At 63.2% G+C, this 14,228-nt stretch carries 17 protein-coding genes; 3 read left to right on the forward strand and 14 right to left on the reverse strand.

Going from position 1 to position 14,228, the window contains the following annotated elements; genetic code table 11:
* The 13 genes from phnP to phnC all read right to left on the reverse strand — a co-directional run.
* Positions 1-746 (reverse strand): phosphonate metabolism protein PhnP (phnP, locus tag AC3WKX_RS32900; protein ID WP_102665798.1); only part of this gene is annotated, 746 nt, incomplete at its 3' end.
* Entirely contained in the window at positions 737-1,300 is a 564-nt protein-coding gene (gene phnN, locus AC3WKX_RS32905) for a phosphonate metabolism protein/1,5-bisphosphokinase (PRPP-forming) PhnN (protein ID WP_087694466.1), read from the reverse strand. The genes phnP and phnN, both read right to left, overlap by 10 nt.
* Positions 1,300-2,448: an alpha-D-ribose 1-methylphosphonate 5-triphosphate diphosphatase gene (locus AC3WKX_RS32910; RefSeq protein WP_102604698.1), complete on the reverse strand. Its 1,149-nt coding sequence runs from the start codon at positions 2,446-2,448 to the stop codon at positions 1,300-1,302. The genes phnN and AC3WKX_RS32910 overlap by 1 nt, the downstream gene beginning before the upstream one ends.
* Positions 2,438-3,157, reverse strand: coding sequence for a phosphonate C-P lyase system protein PhnL (gene phnL / locus AC3WKX_RS32915; RefSeq protein ID WP_102604697.1), 720 nt, complete (start codon positions 3,155-3,157; stop codon positions 2,438-2,440). Before phnL ends, AC3WKX_RS32910 begins: the two co-directional genes overlap by 11 nt.
* A complete protein-coding gene (phnK, locus tag AC3WKX_RS32920; RefSeq protein ID WP_085984643.1) occupies positions 3,157-3,966 on the reverse strand; it encodes a phosphonate C-P lyase system protein PhnK in 810 nt (269 codons plus the stop codon). Before phnK ends, phnL begins: the two co-directional genes overlap by 1 nt.
* Positions 3,927-4,793 carry an alpha-D-ribose 1-methylphosphonate 5-phosphate C-P-lyase PhnJ gene (locus AC3WKX_RS32925; protein ID WP_102604696.1) on the reverse strand — a complete coding sequence of 289 codons (867 nt, stop codon included), beginning with the start codon at positions 4,791-4,793 and terminating at the stop codon, positions 3,927-3,929. The genes phnK and AC3WKX_RS32925 overlap by 40 nt, the downstream gene beginning before the upstream one ends.
* Complete coding sequence (locus tag AC3WKX_RS32930) at positions 4,786-5,862, reverse strand: carbon-phosphorus lyase complex subunit (RefSeq protein WP_102604695.1); 1,077 nt, start codon at positions 5,860-5,862, stop codon at positions 4,786-4,788. The genes AC3WKX_RS32925 and AC3WKX_RS32930 overlap by 8 nt, the downstream gene beginning before the upstream one ends.
* Entirely contained in the window at positions 5,862-6,452 is a 591-nt protein-coding gene (gene phnH, locus AC3WKX_RS32935; protein WP_102604694.1) for a phosphonate C-P lyase system protein PhnH, read from the reverse strand. The genes AC3WKX_RS32930 and phnH overlap by 1 nt, the downstream gene beginning before the upstream one ends.
* The gene (gene phnG / locus AC3WKX_RS32940; RefSeq protein ID WP_003210619.1) at positions 6,452-6,889 is read right to left on the reverse strand and encodes a phosphonate C-P lyase system protein PhnG; all 438 of its coding nucleotides are present in this window, start codon (positions 6,887-6,889) and stop codon (positions 6,452-6,454) included. Before phnG ends, phnH begins: the two co-directional genes overlap by 1 nt.
* An 11-nt stretch (positions 6,890-6,900) precedes the next feature.
* Positions 6,901-7,605: a phosphonate metabolism transcriptional regulator PhnF gene (gene phnF, locus AC3WKX_RS32945; protein ID WP_023659262.1), complete on the reverse strand. Its 705-nt coding sequence runs from the start codon at positions 7,603-7,605 to the stop codon at positions 6,901-6,903.
* 36 nt (positions 7,606-7,641) lie between these two features.
* A complete protein-coding gene (gene phnE, locus AC3WKX_RS32950) occupies positions 7,642-8,424 on the reverse strand; it encodes a phosphonate ABC transporter, permease protein PhnE (RefSeq protein ID WP_033897602.1) in 783 nt (260 codons plus the stop codon).
* A gap of 148 nt (positions 8,425-8,572) precedes the next feature.
* Positions 8,573-9,574 (reverse strand): phosphonate ABC transporter substrate-binding protein, encoded by a 1,002-nt coding sequence (gene phnD, locus AC3WKX_RS32955; RefSeq protein WP_003210622.1) that lies wholly within the window; start codon positions 9,572-9,574, stop codon positions 8,573-8,575.
* A 32-nt stretch (positions 9,575-9,606) separates the two neighbouring features.
* The gene (gene phnC, locus AC3WKX_RS32960; protein ID WP_003210623.1) at positions 9,607-10,440 is read right to left on the reverse strand and encodes a phosphonate ABC transporter ATP-binding protein; all 834 of its coding nucleotides are present in this window, start codon (positions 10,438-10,440) and stop codon (positions 9,607-9,609) included.
* Positions 10,441-10,833: 393 nt separating this feature from the next.
* On the opposite strand from phnC, the gene AC3WKX_RS32965 reads away from it, so the two are divergent.
* Positions 10,834-11,256 carry an NUDIX hydrolase gene (locus AC3WKX_RS32965; RefSeq protein WP_102604693.1) on the forward strand — a complete coding sequence of 141 codons (423 nt, stop codon included), beginning with the start codon at positions 10,834-10,836 and terminating at the stop codon, positions 11,254-11,256.
* Positions 11,257-11,554: 298 nt separating this feature from the next.
* On the forward strand, positions 11,555-11,908 hold the full coding sequence (locus AC3WKX_RS32970) for a DUF6124 family protein (protein WP_087694315.1): 354 nt from the start codon (positions 11,555-11,557) through the stop codon (positions 11,906-11,908).
* A 158-nt stretch (positions 11,909-12,066) separates the two neighbouring features.
* Here the strand turns inward: AC3WKX_RS32970 and AC3WKX_RS32975 are convergent, their stop codons facing one another.
* Positions 12,067-12,963 carry a LysR family transcriptional regulator gene (locus AC3WKX_RS32975; RefSeq protein ID WP_173883021.1) on the reverse strand — a complete coding sequence of 299 codons (897 nt, stop codon included), beginning with the start codon at positions 12,961-12,963 and terminating at the stop codon, positions 12,067-12,069.
* Between the two features lie 135 nt (positions 12,964-13,098).
* Here AC3WKX_RS32975 and AC3WKX_RS32980 point away from each other — a divergent pair.
* Positions 13,099-14,228, forward strand: a 1,130-nt coding sequence (locus AC3WKX_RS32980) for an MFS transporter (protein WP_102665799.1), incomplete at its 3' end; no start/stop codon positions are given.

The following is a 14,228-nucleotide window of genomic DNA, read 5'->3' on the forward strand; positions in this document are numbered from 1 at the left end:
ATCACCCGCCCATCCCAGCCCACCGTCACATGCCGCGGCAGCTCCCGCCGATGCTGCAACAACCACGCATCCAGCGTATGCCCCACATGGGTCAGCACCCCCAACTGCGCACCCACCTCTTCAATACATTGCAACGCCAGCGTCAGGTCATTGTGATTGCGCGGTGCCTGCGGTTGCGGCGGCATGGAGCAATCGAGTACCAGCACATCCAGCGGCTCGCGTTGCAGCCAATCGCGGGTGGCGGGTGGCAGGCCGACGGTGTCGGTAAGGTAGGCAATGCGCCGCCCTTCACCTTCCAGCAGATACCCCAGGGTGGGCTTAGAATGCAGCAGCGGTAACGCGGTGACGCTCAGTTCACCCAACCGGCGGGTTTCAAACTCGGCAAACGGCTGGCTGAAATCGAGGATGCCGGGGTGTTTGTACAGGTCGGACAACCCTTCCGGATCCACCGGACCATGCACCGGAATCACCAGCCCCTGGCCCCAACGCAAATGCAGCAGGCCTTGGGCGTGATCGGCGTGGTAGTGGGTCTGGAGAATCCCGTTGAAACTGCGGGGCGGGAAGCGTTCGGTGAGGTCGGGCAACCCGCTGTCGATCAACCAACGCTGGTCGCCACACTCGATCAATGCGCTGCATGGGCGGCGGCGCAGGCTCTGGTCATGGCGGGCCAGGCCACAGGCGGCGCACTCACAGCCATACACCGGCACTTGCCGCGCATCGCCGGTGCCCAGCAGTGTCAGGCGCATGCAGGTTGCCCGTCTAGGCAGCCCAGCAAGCGCTCGACCGTGTGTTCCAGTTGGCCGGAATTGTCGAGCAGGAACACGTCTGCAGCAGCGCTCAATCCCTCGGCGAATCGCGCATTGCGCGCCAGGCGCAGATCAATATCCGCCAGGGATTCGCGACCCCGCGCCAGCAAGCGCTGGCGCAACACCCCTTGGTCTACCGTCAGCAGCACCACCAGCAGGTTCGGGTAACGCAGCCGGGTTTGCGCCAGGTGGCCGCGGGAGCCGTTGACCAGCACATCGTGCCCCGCCGCCAGCCACTCATCGATTTCCCGCGGGATGCCATAGGACAACCCGTTGGCGTGCCAGCTGAGGGCAAATGCGCCCTCGGCCTCCATTGCGGCAAACTGCGCCGGGCTCACACCCTGCGCCGCTTCGCCCACCGCTTCCGCCGAGCGGGTGATGACCCGCCGCACAATGCGGCAACCACGCTCGGCCAGACGCGGTCGTGCGGCATCCAGCAGGCTGTCCTTGCCCGAACCCGATGGTCCGATGAGATAGATCAACCTGCCTGCCATCAAAACACCCTCTTCGCTTGTCGCCACACTTGTTGGACCACGGGCAGTCCGTCGCGGCTTTTTTTGGCTTGCACCAGGTCGGCCCGCAGACCGATAGCGATTTCGCCGCGATCACTCAGGCCCGCCGCGTGCGCGGGCGCCAGGCTGATCATCCTGACCGCCCGAGAAAGGTCGCCGCCGTCCTGTTGATCGGCCAGCACAAACGCCGCCTGCAACAGGCTGGCCGGGTAGTAGTCACTGGAAAGTATATCCAGCAATCCTTCGGCGGCCAGGCCGGCGGCGGCCACATTACCCGAGTGGGACCCGCCACGCACCACGTTCGGCGCGCCCATCAGAACTTTCATGTTCAGTTGCCGGCAGCCACGCGCCGCTTCCAGGGTGGTGGGGAATTCGGCGATGGTCATGCCATAGCGCGCCGACTCCTCCACATGCGCCAACGTCGCATCGTCATGGCTGGCCACCGACAGGCCGCGTTCCAGGCAATGCTCGACGATCGCGGCGCGGTAGCGGTCGCTGTACTCCCTGGAGTTGGCCATTTGCAGCTTGATGAACGCGTCCATGGTCTCGTCGTTCAGGTGGTACTTGCCCATGTAGTACTCACGGTACTTGGATTCAAGCACGAACTGGCGCTGGCCCGGCGAGTGGTCCATCACTGACACCAACTGCACCAACGGGTTTTCCACCAGGTCGCGGAACACGCTCAGGGTGTCGGGGTGGCACAGCTCGCACCGCAGGTGCAGGTGGTGTTCGGCGCGGGTCAGGCCGGCGCTTTCTGCCGCCGCGATGGCATTGAGCATCGCCGGCAGTTTCTGCATGCGGTTGCCCTTGGGGTTTACGTCGCCGATGGACACCGCGTCGAACACCGTGGTGATGCCGGCCGCGATGATCTGCGCATCATGGCTGAGCACCGCCGAGGTCGACGGCCAGTCCACGCCGGGGCGCGGGGTCATGTGTTTTTCCAGGTTGTCGGTGTGCAGTTCCACCAGGCCCGGCAACAGGAAATCCCCGTCAAGGTCCTGGGCCTGGGGCAGTTGGCTGCGGCCTTCGGCGATGTCGACGATCAGCCCGTCACGCAGCACGACGCTGCCAAGGAACATGCGATCAGCCGTCACCAGCCGGGCATTACTGAGGATCTGTTCAGCGGGCATGGGCGTATTCCTCTTGGGCAACAGGCGCGGGGGTCATGTCGAAATGGCGGTCGGCGACCGCTTCACGGGCGGCACGGTCGTGGAAGATGCCGATCAAGGCCGCGCCAGCAGCCTTGGCTTCGTTCATCAGTTCCAGCACCACCTGGCGGTTGCTGTCGTCGAGGGACGCGGTGGGTTCGTCCAGCAGCATCACCGGCCAATCCACCATGAAGCCGCGGGCGATGTTGACCCGCTGTTGCTCGCCGCCGGAGAACGTACCGGGTGCCAGCTGCCACAGGCGTTGCGGGATATTCAGGCGGGTCAGCAGATGCTCGGCGCGCGACTGTGCATTGGCCTTCGACCAGCCACGGGCCAGGGCAGGCTCCATCACCACATCCAGGCAGGCCACCCGCGGGATCACCCGCAGAAACTGGCTGACGTAGCCCAGGGTCTGCTGGCGCACCTGCAACACCTCACGCGGCTCGGCACCAACCAGCTCCAGCCATTCGCCAAGGTGCTGTACCCGGATGCTGCCGCCCGCCGGCAGATAGTTACCGTACAGGGTGCGCAGCAACGTGCTTTTACCGGCGCCGGACTGGCCATGCAGCACCAGGCACTCACCGCCTTTCACACTGAAATCCACCCCGCGCAGCACGTTCAGCACCACGCCGTTCTGCTGGTGCAAGGTGAAGGTTTTCGAGAGGTCACGGACCTCGATCAAGGCGTTCATCATGGTTGCAATACCGAAGACACCAGCAGTTGAGAGTAAGGGTGCTGTGGATCGTCGAGGATCTGGTCCGTCAGCCCGGTTTCCACCACGCGCGAGCGGCGCATCACCATCAGGCGGTCGGCCAGCAGGCGCGCCACGGCGAGGTCGTGGGTGACGATCACCACCGCCAGATCCAGCTCGCGAACGAGGCCGCGCAACAGGTCGAGCAAGCGCGCCTGTACCGACACGTCCAGGCCGCCGGTGGGTTCGTCCATAAACACAAGGCGTGGACTGGAGACCAGGTTGCGGGCGATTTGCAGGCGTTGTTGCATGCCGCCGGAGAAGGTCCGGGGCAAGTCGTCGATACGCTGCGGGTCGATTTCCACCTGGCCCAGCCAGTCGAGGCCGGCGCCACGCAGTTGCTCATAGTTGCGCACGCCCTGGGCCATCAGGCGCTCGCCGATATTGGCGCCGGCAGAGACCCCCATGCGCAAACCGTCCCGTGGGTTTTGCTCGACAAAGCCCCATTCGGTGCGCAGCAAGGTGCGGCGTTCGGCTTCGCTGGCGCTGTACAGATCCAGCCATTCACCGTCCTTGCCGCGATAGCCGATGTGGCCCGCCTGCGGTGGCAGACGCCCGCTGAGCAGCGAGAGCAAGGTGGACTTGCCTGAGCCCGACTCACCAACAATCCCCAACACTTCACCGGGGTACAAATCGAAGCTGACGTCCTGGCAGCCCTTCTCTTCCCCGTACAACAACGACAGGTCACGCACTTGCAAAAGAGGCTGGCTCACTGGTTGTTCTCCTTGACCCGTTGGGCGCAATACCAGGTGTCGGAACACACAAAACTCTGGGTACCGGCGTCGTCGAGAATCAGCTCATCGAGGAACGATTCATGGCTGCCGCAGATCGCGCAGGTGTGTTCCCACTTCTGCACTTCGAACGGATGGTCTTCAAAGTCGAGGCTGGTGACCTGGGTGTACGGCGGCACCGCGTAGAGGCGCTTTTCGCGACCGGCACCGAACAGCATCAGCGCCGGGCTCATGCCGAGTTTCGGGTTGTCGAATTTCGGGATTGGCGAGGGGTCCATCACGTAGCGCTCATCCACCATCACCGGGTAGGCGTAGCTGGTGGCGATATGGCCGAAGGTGGCGATGTCCTCGTAGAGCTTTACGTGCATCACCCCGTAGTCATTCAGGGCGTGCATGGTGCGGGTCTCGGTTTCCGACGGTTCGATAAAACGCAGCGGCTCCGGGATCGGCACCTGGTAGACCATGATCTGGTCGGCCTGCAACGGGGTTTCCGGGATGCGGTGGCGGGTCTGGATCACCGTGGCGTCCGGGGTGCTTTCGGTGGTGGCGACGCCCGCCGTACGGGCGAAAAAGCGGCGGATCGACACGGCGTTGGTGGTGTCGTCGGCGCCCTGGTCGATCACCTTGAGCACGTCGTCAGCCCCCAGGATCGCGGCGGTCAGTTGCATGCCGCCGGTGCCCCAACCGTAAGGCAGCGGCATCTCGCGGCCACCGAACGGCACCTGGTAACCGGGGATCGCCACGGCCTTGAGCAAGGCGCGGCGGATCATGCGTTTGGTCTGCTCGTCGAGGTAGGCGAAGTTGTACGCCGGGTCACGCGCAGGCGCTTGAGTCAGGTCATTCATGGCGGGTGCCCTCGGCCGGTTGGCGCAGTTTGCGGATCAGTTCCAGCTCGGACTGGAAGTCCACGTAGTGAGGCAATTTGAGGTGGGAAACGAAGCCCGCCGCCTCGACGTTGTCGCAGTGGGACAGCACGAATTCTTCCTGCTGGGCCGGCGAGACGATCTCTTCGTTGAACTCATTGGCCCGCAGCGAGCGGTCCACCAGGGCCATGCCCATCGCCTTGCGTTCGGCATGCCCGAATGCCAGGCCGTAGCCCCGGGTGAACTGCGCCAGCTCGGTGGCCGAGCCGACGAATTGGTTGACCATCTCGCACTCGGTGACTTCGATGCTGCCCAGGCAAATCGGGAAACCCAGCTCTTCCGGGTCGATCCACACCTCCACATCGCCGATGCGAATCTCGCCGGCGAACGGGTGGTTGCGGCCGTAACCACGTTGGGTCGAGTAACCCAGTGCCAGCAGGAAACCTTCGTCGCCACGGGCCAGGGCTTGCAGGCGCTGGGCGCGGTTGGCCGGGTATTCCAGCGGGTCGCGGGTGATGTCGGCGACGCTGCCGGTGTCGTCGGATTCGTTCTTGATCAGCCCTTCCTTGGCCAGCAAGCCGAGAACCCGAGGGCATGGTTCAAGGGCAGCATCCGGCGTGGTTTGCGGGCCCGGGTATTCACCTTCGGCCAGCAGTGCGAAGTCCAGCAGGCGGTGGGTGTAGTCGAAGGTCGGGCCCAGCAGTTGCCCGCCCGGCACGTCCTTGAAGGTGGCCGACAAACGCCGGCTCAGGGACATCTGCGTGGTGTCGATCGGCAGGCTCGGGCTGAAGCGCGGCAACGTGGTGCGGTAGGCCCGCAGCAGGAAGATCGCTTCCACCAGATCCCCCGCCGCTTGCTTGATCGCCAGTGCAGCCAACTCCGTGTCGTACAGCGAGCCTTCGCTCATCACTCGCGCGACCGCCAGCGGCAGTTGCTCGCGGATCTGCTCCACGCTCAGTTCCGCAATGGAAGTATCGCCCCGGCGTTTTTTCGCCAGCAGGCGGTGGGCATTGTCGATGGCCTGTTCGCCACCCTTGACGGCTACGTACATCAGGCATGCTCCTGTGCAATTCGGGTGCTGCGTGGCAGGCCGATCAGGTGATGGCCGGCGGCGAACAACACGTCCAGGCCACGGGGAAACGTCTCGCGGCGTTGACGTTCCAGCCAGAATGCTTGAGGCACCGGCAGGTTGACCTGACGCTGGGTCTTGATCCCCGGACCGCGCCAGTTCAAGGCGCGACCGGCTTCCAGGTCGGTCAACTGGACCAGCAAGGTGCAGGACTGATCCGGGTAGCGGTCATTGCCGTGGTCGAAGCCGCTGAGGTCGAGCAAGTCCTGCTCACCGAGCAAGGCGAACGCGGCCTCTTCCCGGTTGGCGGTCAGCGGGCAGCCGCAGTGGAAGGCCAGGTTGGCGCGGATCAGCGGCGTGTCGAAGCACGGCGCCAGCCACAGCGGCGTGTCCATATCCAGCAGCGCGAGGCACAGCGCGTAGGTGGCCGGCGCCAGACCTTCAAGGCTGGGGGCCGCGGGCAAGGACTGGATCAGGCCGGGCTCGGCGAGCGCCTTGAGGGCCCCGCGAAAACCGCGCTGGGCATCCAGCACCGGGTCTGCAAAGGCCGGTTGCAAGCGTTGGGCATTCATCAGTTTTCTCCTCGAACCAGGGTGAAGAACTCGACCTTGGTGGCGGCGGTGTCGGCCTCTTTTTGCGCCCGGCGCTCGGCCTGGGCGTTGGCCAGTGCGCCGATCAGGTCGCTGAGCCAGGGGCTCGGGTGTGCACCCTGCAAATGCGCATCCGCCAGGGCCGCCAGTTCGGCGTGGACCTTGTCGCGCCCGGCCAGGTAGCTGTAGCCGGTGCGCCCGTCTGCCAGGCGCACCACGCAGCGGGTCACGCTCATTTCGCCGAGGTTGAACGGCGCGCCATTGCCGCCCATGCGGCCACGCACCAGGGTCATGCCGATTTCCGGGGCGCGGATCAGTTGGTAATCCACGTCGCGCAGGGCGTCTTCATGGGGCAGCAATTCACTGCGAAAGGCGCGGGCGAGCACGCCGATCCAGTGTTGACGCGGGGACAGGTTCATCGGGGTCTCCATCAGGTCACCACTTGGTACTGGAAGCGATCCGAACGGCTGGTGGACTGCGCCAGCTCCACCGGGCGGCCGTCGCGATCGCGGGAAAGGGTGAATACGGTGAGCGCCGGCAAGTGCCGGGGCATCATCAGCAGTGCGGCTTCGTCGCGGTTGGGCAAACGCGCGCCGATCAGGCTTTGGGTACGGGTCAACGGCATGTCGCGCTCACGCAGGTAGTGGCGCAGCGAGCCGCCGTTGTAGTCCGCCAGCAGCGGCGCATGGCTGGCGCAGTAACGGTGGCGGATCAGGCTGACCGGCTGGTGGTCGAGCTTGCGCAGGGTTTGCAGCTCGATCATCGGCGCCATCTCGGCGATGCCCAGTTGCTGGGCCTCTTCGCGGCTGGCAAAGCAGTAGCGGCGCTTGAGCAGCATCGCTTCCACGCCCACGCCTTGGGCCGACAAGGACTGGCTGTAGGAGGTCTCGGCGCCCATCGGGTAAATCAGCGGGCGGTCCAGCACCTGGGTGCCCTTGCCCTGGCGGCGCAACAGGCTGCCTTCGAACACCAGCTCGTCGATGGCGCGGCGCAGGGTGTGGCGGTTGACGCCGAAGCGTTCAGCCAGTTGCACCTCGCCCGGCAGGAATTCACCGGCCTGGTAGCTGCTCAGTTCGCGGCGCAGGATGTCAGCGAGTTCGCGGTACACCGGCTCATCTTGTCTAGACAACTGCATGCTTAAAAAAAAGCGCCCAGGGGCACCCCTCCGTCGTCAGATGAACTGCTTGCGCAGGCGTTGGGACAGCACGTCGATACAGCTCACCACCACGATGATCACCAGCAGCACCGCGCAGGTCTGCACGAACTGGAAGGCGCGAATGTTCTCCCAGAGGATCACGCCGATCCCGCCGGCACCGACCATCCCCACCACCGTCGCCGAGCGCACGTTGGCCTCGAAGCGGTAGAGCGCGTAGGACACCCACAGCGGCATCACTTGCGGGATCACGCCGTAGATCACTTCCTGCAAGGCACTGGCGCCGGTGGCTCGCACACCTTCAACGGGGCCCGGGTCGATGGCTTCGACGGCTTCGGCAAACAGCTTGGCGAGGACTCCGGTGGTGCTGATCCACAAGGCCAGGACACCGGCAAAAGGACCGAGGCCGACGGCGACCACGAACAACATCGCGAACACCATTTCGTTGATCGAACGGAAGGCATCCATCACCCGGCGCAGCGGCTGGTGAATCCACCATGGGGTGATGTTGTCGGCGCACAGGATGCCCAGGGGCACCGAGCAGACGATCGCCAGCACCGTGCCCCAGAGGGCGATTTGCACGGTGACGATCATCTCCTTGAGGTAGGAGCGCCATTCGTGGAAGTCCGGCGGGAAGAAGTCGGCGGCGAAGGTCGCCATGTTTCCGGAGTCGCGGTACAGCGCCAGCGGGTTCATCTCGGCGCCGTGCCAGGCCCAGGCCAGCAGGACCAGGAACAGGCCCCAGCCCAGGTATTGCGGCCAAGTCCTTTTGCCCACTGCTTCAGCATGCAAGGTAGTCATGGGTCACTCTCGGTGTAGGGTTGGAACCGGGCTTAATGTGGGAGCGGGCTTGCTCGCGAATGCGGTGACTCAGTCGCCGGATGCGTTGAATGACACGCCGTATTCGCGAGCAAGCCCGCTCCCACATGAACCCGATTCCTACAGGGGGTTAGCCGTTGGCTGCGGTCTTCTTGTCCAGTTCGGTGATGCGCTCTTGCAGCTTGGCCAGGTCGGCGTCGATGTCGGCGAGCTTCCTGGCCTTGTCAGCCGCTTCCAGCTTGTCGTCGGCGCTGATGGTGGTGCGCTGCTTGAACAGCTCCAGTTGGCGGATCGGCAACAGCTGGTCGTCGCTGGACTTGAGGAACTTGCCCAGTTGCATGTTCTTCAGCACGGCCTTCTCTTCGTCGGTGTCACCGTAGTTGGCGAAGAAGTCGCGGATCTTGGTCTTCTCGCTGTCGCTCAGGGCCTTGCTCCACACCATCGGGTCGGCCGGGATCAGCGGCGACTTCCAGATCACCTTGAGCATGGCGGCCTTGTCCGGCTGGGTGACTTCCAGGCGGTCCCAGCTTTCGGTGTTGAAGGTGGCGACGTCCAACTGCCCCTTGGCCACGCTCAATGCGTTGACTTCATGGCTGGAGTTGAGGGTGCGCTTGAAGGCGGTGGCGGCGTCGACGTGGTTCTTGGCGAACACGTAGTAGCCGGGTACCAGGTAGCCCGAAGTGGAGTTCGGGTCACCGTTGCCGAAGGTCAGGTTCTTGGCGTTCTTGAGCATGTCATCGACGTTGTTGATCGGGCTGTCCTTGCGCACGATCAGCACGCTCCAGTAACCGGCAGCCCCGTTGGCGGCGGCGGTCTGGGCGAAGATTTCGCCGTTGGAACGGTCCACCGCTTCCATCGCGGCCTTGTTGCCCAGCCAGGCCACGTCGACTTTGTTGAAGCGCATGCCCTGGATCAGGCCGGCGTAGTCGGAAGCGAAGGTGGCGTTGATGGTGAGGCCGGTCTTCTTGTGCATGTCATCCAGGAAGGGCTGCCAGATGCTCTTGAGGTTCTGCGAAGACTCGGTGGACATGATGCCGAAATTGATCGCCTTGTCGGCGGCCTGGGCAGTGCCCATGGCCACGCTGGCAAGCAGCACAGCAGACAGAAACACATGACCGATACGGTTCAACATGGAGAGGATTCCTGTGGGTCGTTAGTAAGGTTTCAAGCGCGGGCCAGGGCCAACCGTGCGGGGACGACGGGTGTGCGGGTCTGGTCGGAAAACATCAGGCTGGTGTCGACATCGGCACCGTACAAATCGTTGAGGAACTGGCTGCTCAGCTCGCTGGCCTGGCCGTCGAAGTGAATCCGCCCGCCCTTGAGCGCCACGGCTCGCGGGCAATAACGCATGGCGTAATCGACCTGGTGCAGGGTGACCACCACGGTCTTGCCGTCGCGGCCGTTGATGTCGGCGAGGATCTCCATGACCTTGCGCGCCGACTCCGGGTCCAGGGAGGCGATGGGTTCATCCGCCAGGATCACTTCGGCGCGTTGCGTCAAAGCGCGGGCGATTGCCACGCGTTGCTGCTGGCCGCCGGACAAGGTGGAGGCGCGCTGGCTGGCCAGGTCTGCCAGGCCGACGCGGGCCAGGGATTCCATGGCGAACTGTTTTTCCTCGGCATTGAACAAACCGAGGTTGCCGCGCCAGCGCGGCATGCGGCCCAGGCAACCGAGCAGTACGTTGTCGAGCACGCTCAGGCGGTTGACCAGGTTGAACTGCTGGAAGATGTAGCCGATGTCGGCGCGCAGGCGCCGCACCTTGCCATTCAACCGCCCGCTGGCCTGCACTTCCCGGCCCAGCACCTTGACGCTGCCGCCGTTGCTCTTGTCGCAACAGGCCAGGCCCGCGAGGTGGCGCAGCAAGGTGGACTTGCCGGAGCCGGAAGCGCCAATCAGCGCGACCATCTCACCGGTGGCAACGGTGAGTTCGAGGTCGACCAGCGCGGATTTCTTCGCAAAGGTCTTGTTCAGATGATCGACATGGATAGCTGGAGTCATGGGCTTCTCTGTCTGGTTGAACAGCCATCCGTGGCTGCGTTTGAGTTCAAACGACAGTAGGCGCGGGCTGTGTCAGCCCTATGACTTGCACATGACTGGGGTAAAACCGTTTGATGAAGGTTTGATGAAAGGTTGGAAGTAGCTGTAGGACGTTGATCGTTCCCACGCTCTGCGTGGGAATGCCGCCTCGGACGCTCTGCGTCCATTGAAGTCTTGCGCAGTGGTGACGCCGAGCGTCACGGGATGCATTCCCACGCAGAGCGTGGGAACGATCCATACCTAACCTGTGGCGAGGGAGCTTGCTCCCCCGCCACAAGGTCTTCGCCCGGCATTGGAAATGTGCCGGACTGTGGTGCAATAGCTGGCCGCCAATATGTGCAAAAGGACAACGTGATGGGAAAAGACAAGGCATGTCCGGTCATCCTGCGAACCCGCCAATCCCTGGAAATCCTCGCCTTCAAACACCCACTGGCAGGTCTTCAACTGGTCAAGGGCAGCTTGGAGCCTGGCGAAAGTACCGAGGCTGCGGCAGTTAGAGAGTTGCTTGAAGAGGCCGGGATAACCGGCAAGGTGATACGTGACCTGGGCACTTGGCACTCAGCGTCCACGGGGCATACATGGGCCTTTCATCAATGCCTGATCCCTGAAGACCTGCCAGATACCTGGACCCATTTTGCAGAGGATGATGGCGGCCACGAGTTCCAGTTCTTCTGGCACCCGCTGGCGAGCGAACCGTCAGAAGAGTGGCATCAGGTGTTTAAAGATGCCCTAGAGTTTCTAAAGCCGCGCCTTGCCGAAGTATCGCTTCAGGAATAATCAAGATCCCGGTAGATCGGTGATTTTTCCTACGATCTCTATGGCTTGCAGCAGCCTTAACTCGCCGCTAGCCTCTCCAAGTCGCTGCTCATCAGCGATCGGGTTTGGTCGCCCGGGTTAGAATGGCGCACAGTGCCGCGCAAGCGGCATTATCGTGTTCGCTTTATGGCGAGCTGTGCGTGGGAGGGCCCTGGCCCTGCCGGGTTTCCATTCCCTGGTCGACCAACCTGCGTACAGCTCGCCACCCACCTGCTTGGTCGCAGATGTGGTGAGCTCCCACTGAATGGAGAGTCATTGCATGTACAAGGTCACGCCCAATCCGCCAGAAACGTCTGGCTCCAAGTCTGAAAAAAACAAGCTTCAGGACGCTGCCCAGCGGGCCATCGATCACTACCTGAAACCCGCCGAAACCAAAGCGTCCACCAATGAAAAAAACCACTTCAGTCTGTTCACCGTATCAGCCAACGTTGAAACGGAAGCACTGCTGAGCAACGCCTACGAAACACTCCAGTCTGCCAATGCAATGGCGTTGGACCTTTCCGAAAACATTGATGGCAAAGACCGCAGCCTGGTATTGGCGATGCAACAACTGCTGGAGTTGGGATTGTTGTTGGTGGATAGAGCGCTGGATCGAGAGTGCCCGGTGGCCTGATCAAAACCGAAATCCAACTGGCAACATAAATCCAATGTGGGAGCGGGCTTGCTCGCGAATGCAGAGGGTCAGTCAATACATCGGGTGACTGATCCACCGCTTTCGCGAGCAAGCCCGCTCCCACATTTTGATTTTCATCAGGTTCAAACTGCCCGGTGTTATTGAGCGATGCGGACGCGCAATCGCGGCATCACAAAATCCAGAAACGCGCGCAGTTTCAGCGGCAACGGTGACTGTCCTTTATGCACCAAACTGATGGGCAATGGCGCCGACTCAAACGCTTCAAGCAACACCGCCAGTGCCTCTTCCCGCAGCGCATCCGCCACTTGATACGAGAGTACCCGAATCACCCCAACCCCCAACGTCGCCGCCGCAATCGCCGCTTCTGCGGTGTTCACCGACAACCGCGAATGCACCGGTACCGAGAGCCCGGTTTTACCCGCGCCAAATCCCCACGCCCCTTGGGACGCCAGCACTTCGAAGGTGATGCAGTCATGCCCCGCCAAGTCCTGGGGCTCAGCGGGTATGCCGCGAGCGGCCAGGTATGCCGGGCTGGCGCACACCACCCGCCGCACCGTGCCCACCTGCATGGCCTTGAGCGAGCTGTCGGGCAACTCGCCAATGCGCACCGCGACGTCGCAGTGTTCTTCCATCAGGTGCACGACGCGGTCGGTGAGGATCAGGTTGATGTCGATCTCCGGGTACTGCGCGAGGAATTCCGCCACCACCGGCACGATGTGCAGCCGCCCGAAGACCACTGGCGCGGTAACCACCAGTTCGCCCCGGGGCTGGGAATATTCGCCAGTGGCCGCGCGCTCGGCCTCGCTGATGTCTTCAAGAATGCGCCGGCACGCGTCGAGGTAAGAGGCGCCGGCATCGGTCAACGACAGCTGGCGCGTGGTGCGGTGCAGCAGGCGGGTTTTCAGGTGTGTCTCAAGCTCGGCCACCTTGCGGCTGACGCTGGCCAGCGGCATGTCGAGGCGCCGCGCCGCAGCGGTCAGGCTGCCTGCATCAACCACGGCAACGAAGATGGACATGGATTCAAGACGGTTCATGGCAACCTATCAAATTCTGGAAGGATGATTCCAAATCCTAGGGGATTATCCTGCCAAGCGCGAGTGCGTAACGTTGGCCACTCATCTCCTTCCCGGAGATCTGCATTGAAGGAGAGCGCCGTGAGTGGCCTGCCGATGACATCCCAACCTTCCACAGCGCCTGCGGTCGCGCCGCGCGGCAAGATCATCATGATGGCGGTGATCGCCGGCGCGGTGATTACCAATATTTACTGCACCCAGCCGATCCTGCCGCTGATCGCTTCGGACATGGGCGTGGACGTGACCACCGTGGATCTGGTGGCCGGTTCCGCCCTGCTGGGTTTTGCTACCGGGCTGGCGTTGCTGCTGCCGATGGGCGACCGTTTTGACCGCCGCAAGCTGGTGCTGGGGCAGATTGCCCTGGCGTTCTGTTTCGCCCTGGCGGCAGCGTTTTCACCGGGCATCTGGGCGCTGATCGGGGCGTCTTTCGGCTTGGGGATTGTGAGCTGTGTACCGCAGCAACTGGTGCCGTTCGCGGCGGTGATGTCGCAGCCCCACGAACGCGGGCGCAATGTGGGCACGGTGGTCAGCGGGATCATGGTCGGCATCCTGCTCGGGCGCACGATCGCCGGCGTAGTCGGTGAGGCTTATGGCTGGCGGGCGGTGTACGCGATGGAGGCGGCCTTCATGATCCCGGTGTGGATCGGTGCCGCCAGGCTGCTGCCACAAGGCGTGCCGAGCACCAACCTGTCCTACCCTCGCCTGCTGGCTTCGCTGTGGCCGCTGATGCGCGACAACAGCCCGATTCGCCAATCAATGATGGTGCAGGCGTTGTTGTGGGCTTGCTTCAATGCGTTTTGGGTGAATCTGGCAGCACTGTTGGCTCATGGGCCATGGCAATTGGGCAGTGCCTGGGCCGGTGGCTTCGGGATTATCGGTGCGGCGGGTGCGTTGGCGGCGTCGCTCGGTGGGCGGGCTTCCGACAGGCTGGGTTCGCGCAAGGTGATTGGGGCGAGTATCGGGATTGTGACCTTGGCGTTCCTGCTGCTGGCGGGTGCCGAGACTTCGATTATCTTGCTGGTGCTGGGGGTGATCGTGCTGGATATCGGCGTGCAGTCGGGCCTGGTTTCCAACCAGACCCGGGCGTTTGCAGTGGACCCGAAAGCCCAGGGCCGCATCAATAGTTTGTACATGACGGCGACGTTTTTTGGCGGTGCGGTGGGGGCGACAGTCAGCGGCTGGTTAATGGCGCGGTTGGGCTGGATGGGGATCGTGGAGTTTGGGGT

The organism is Pseudomonas sp. GP01-A4, assembly GCF_058780865.1.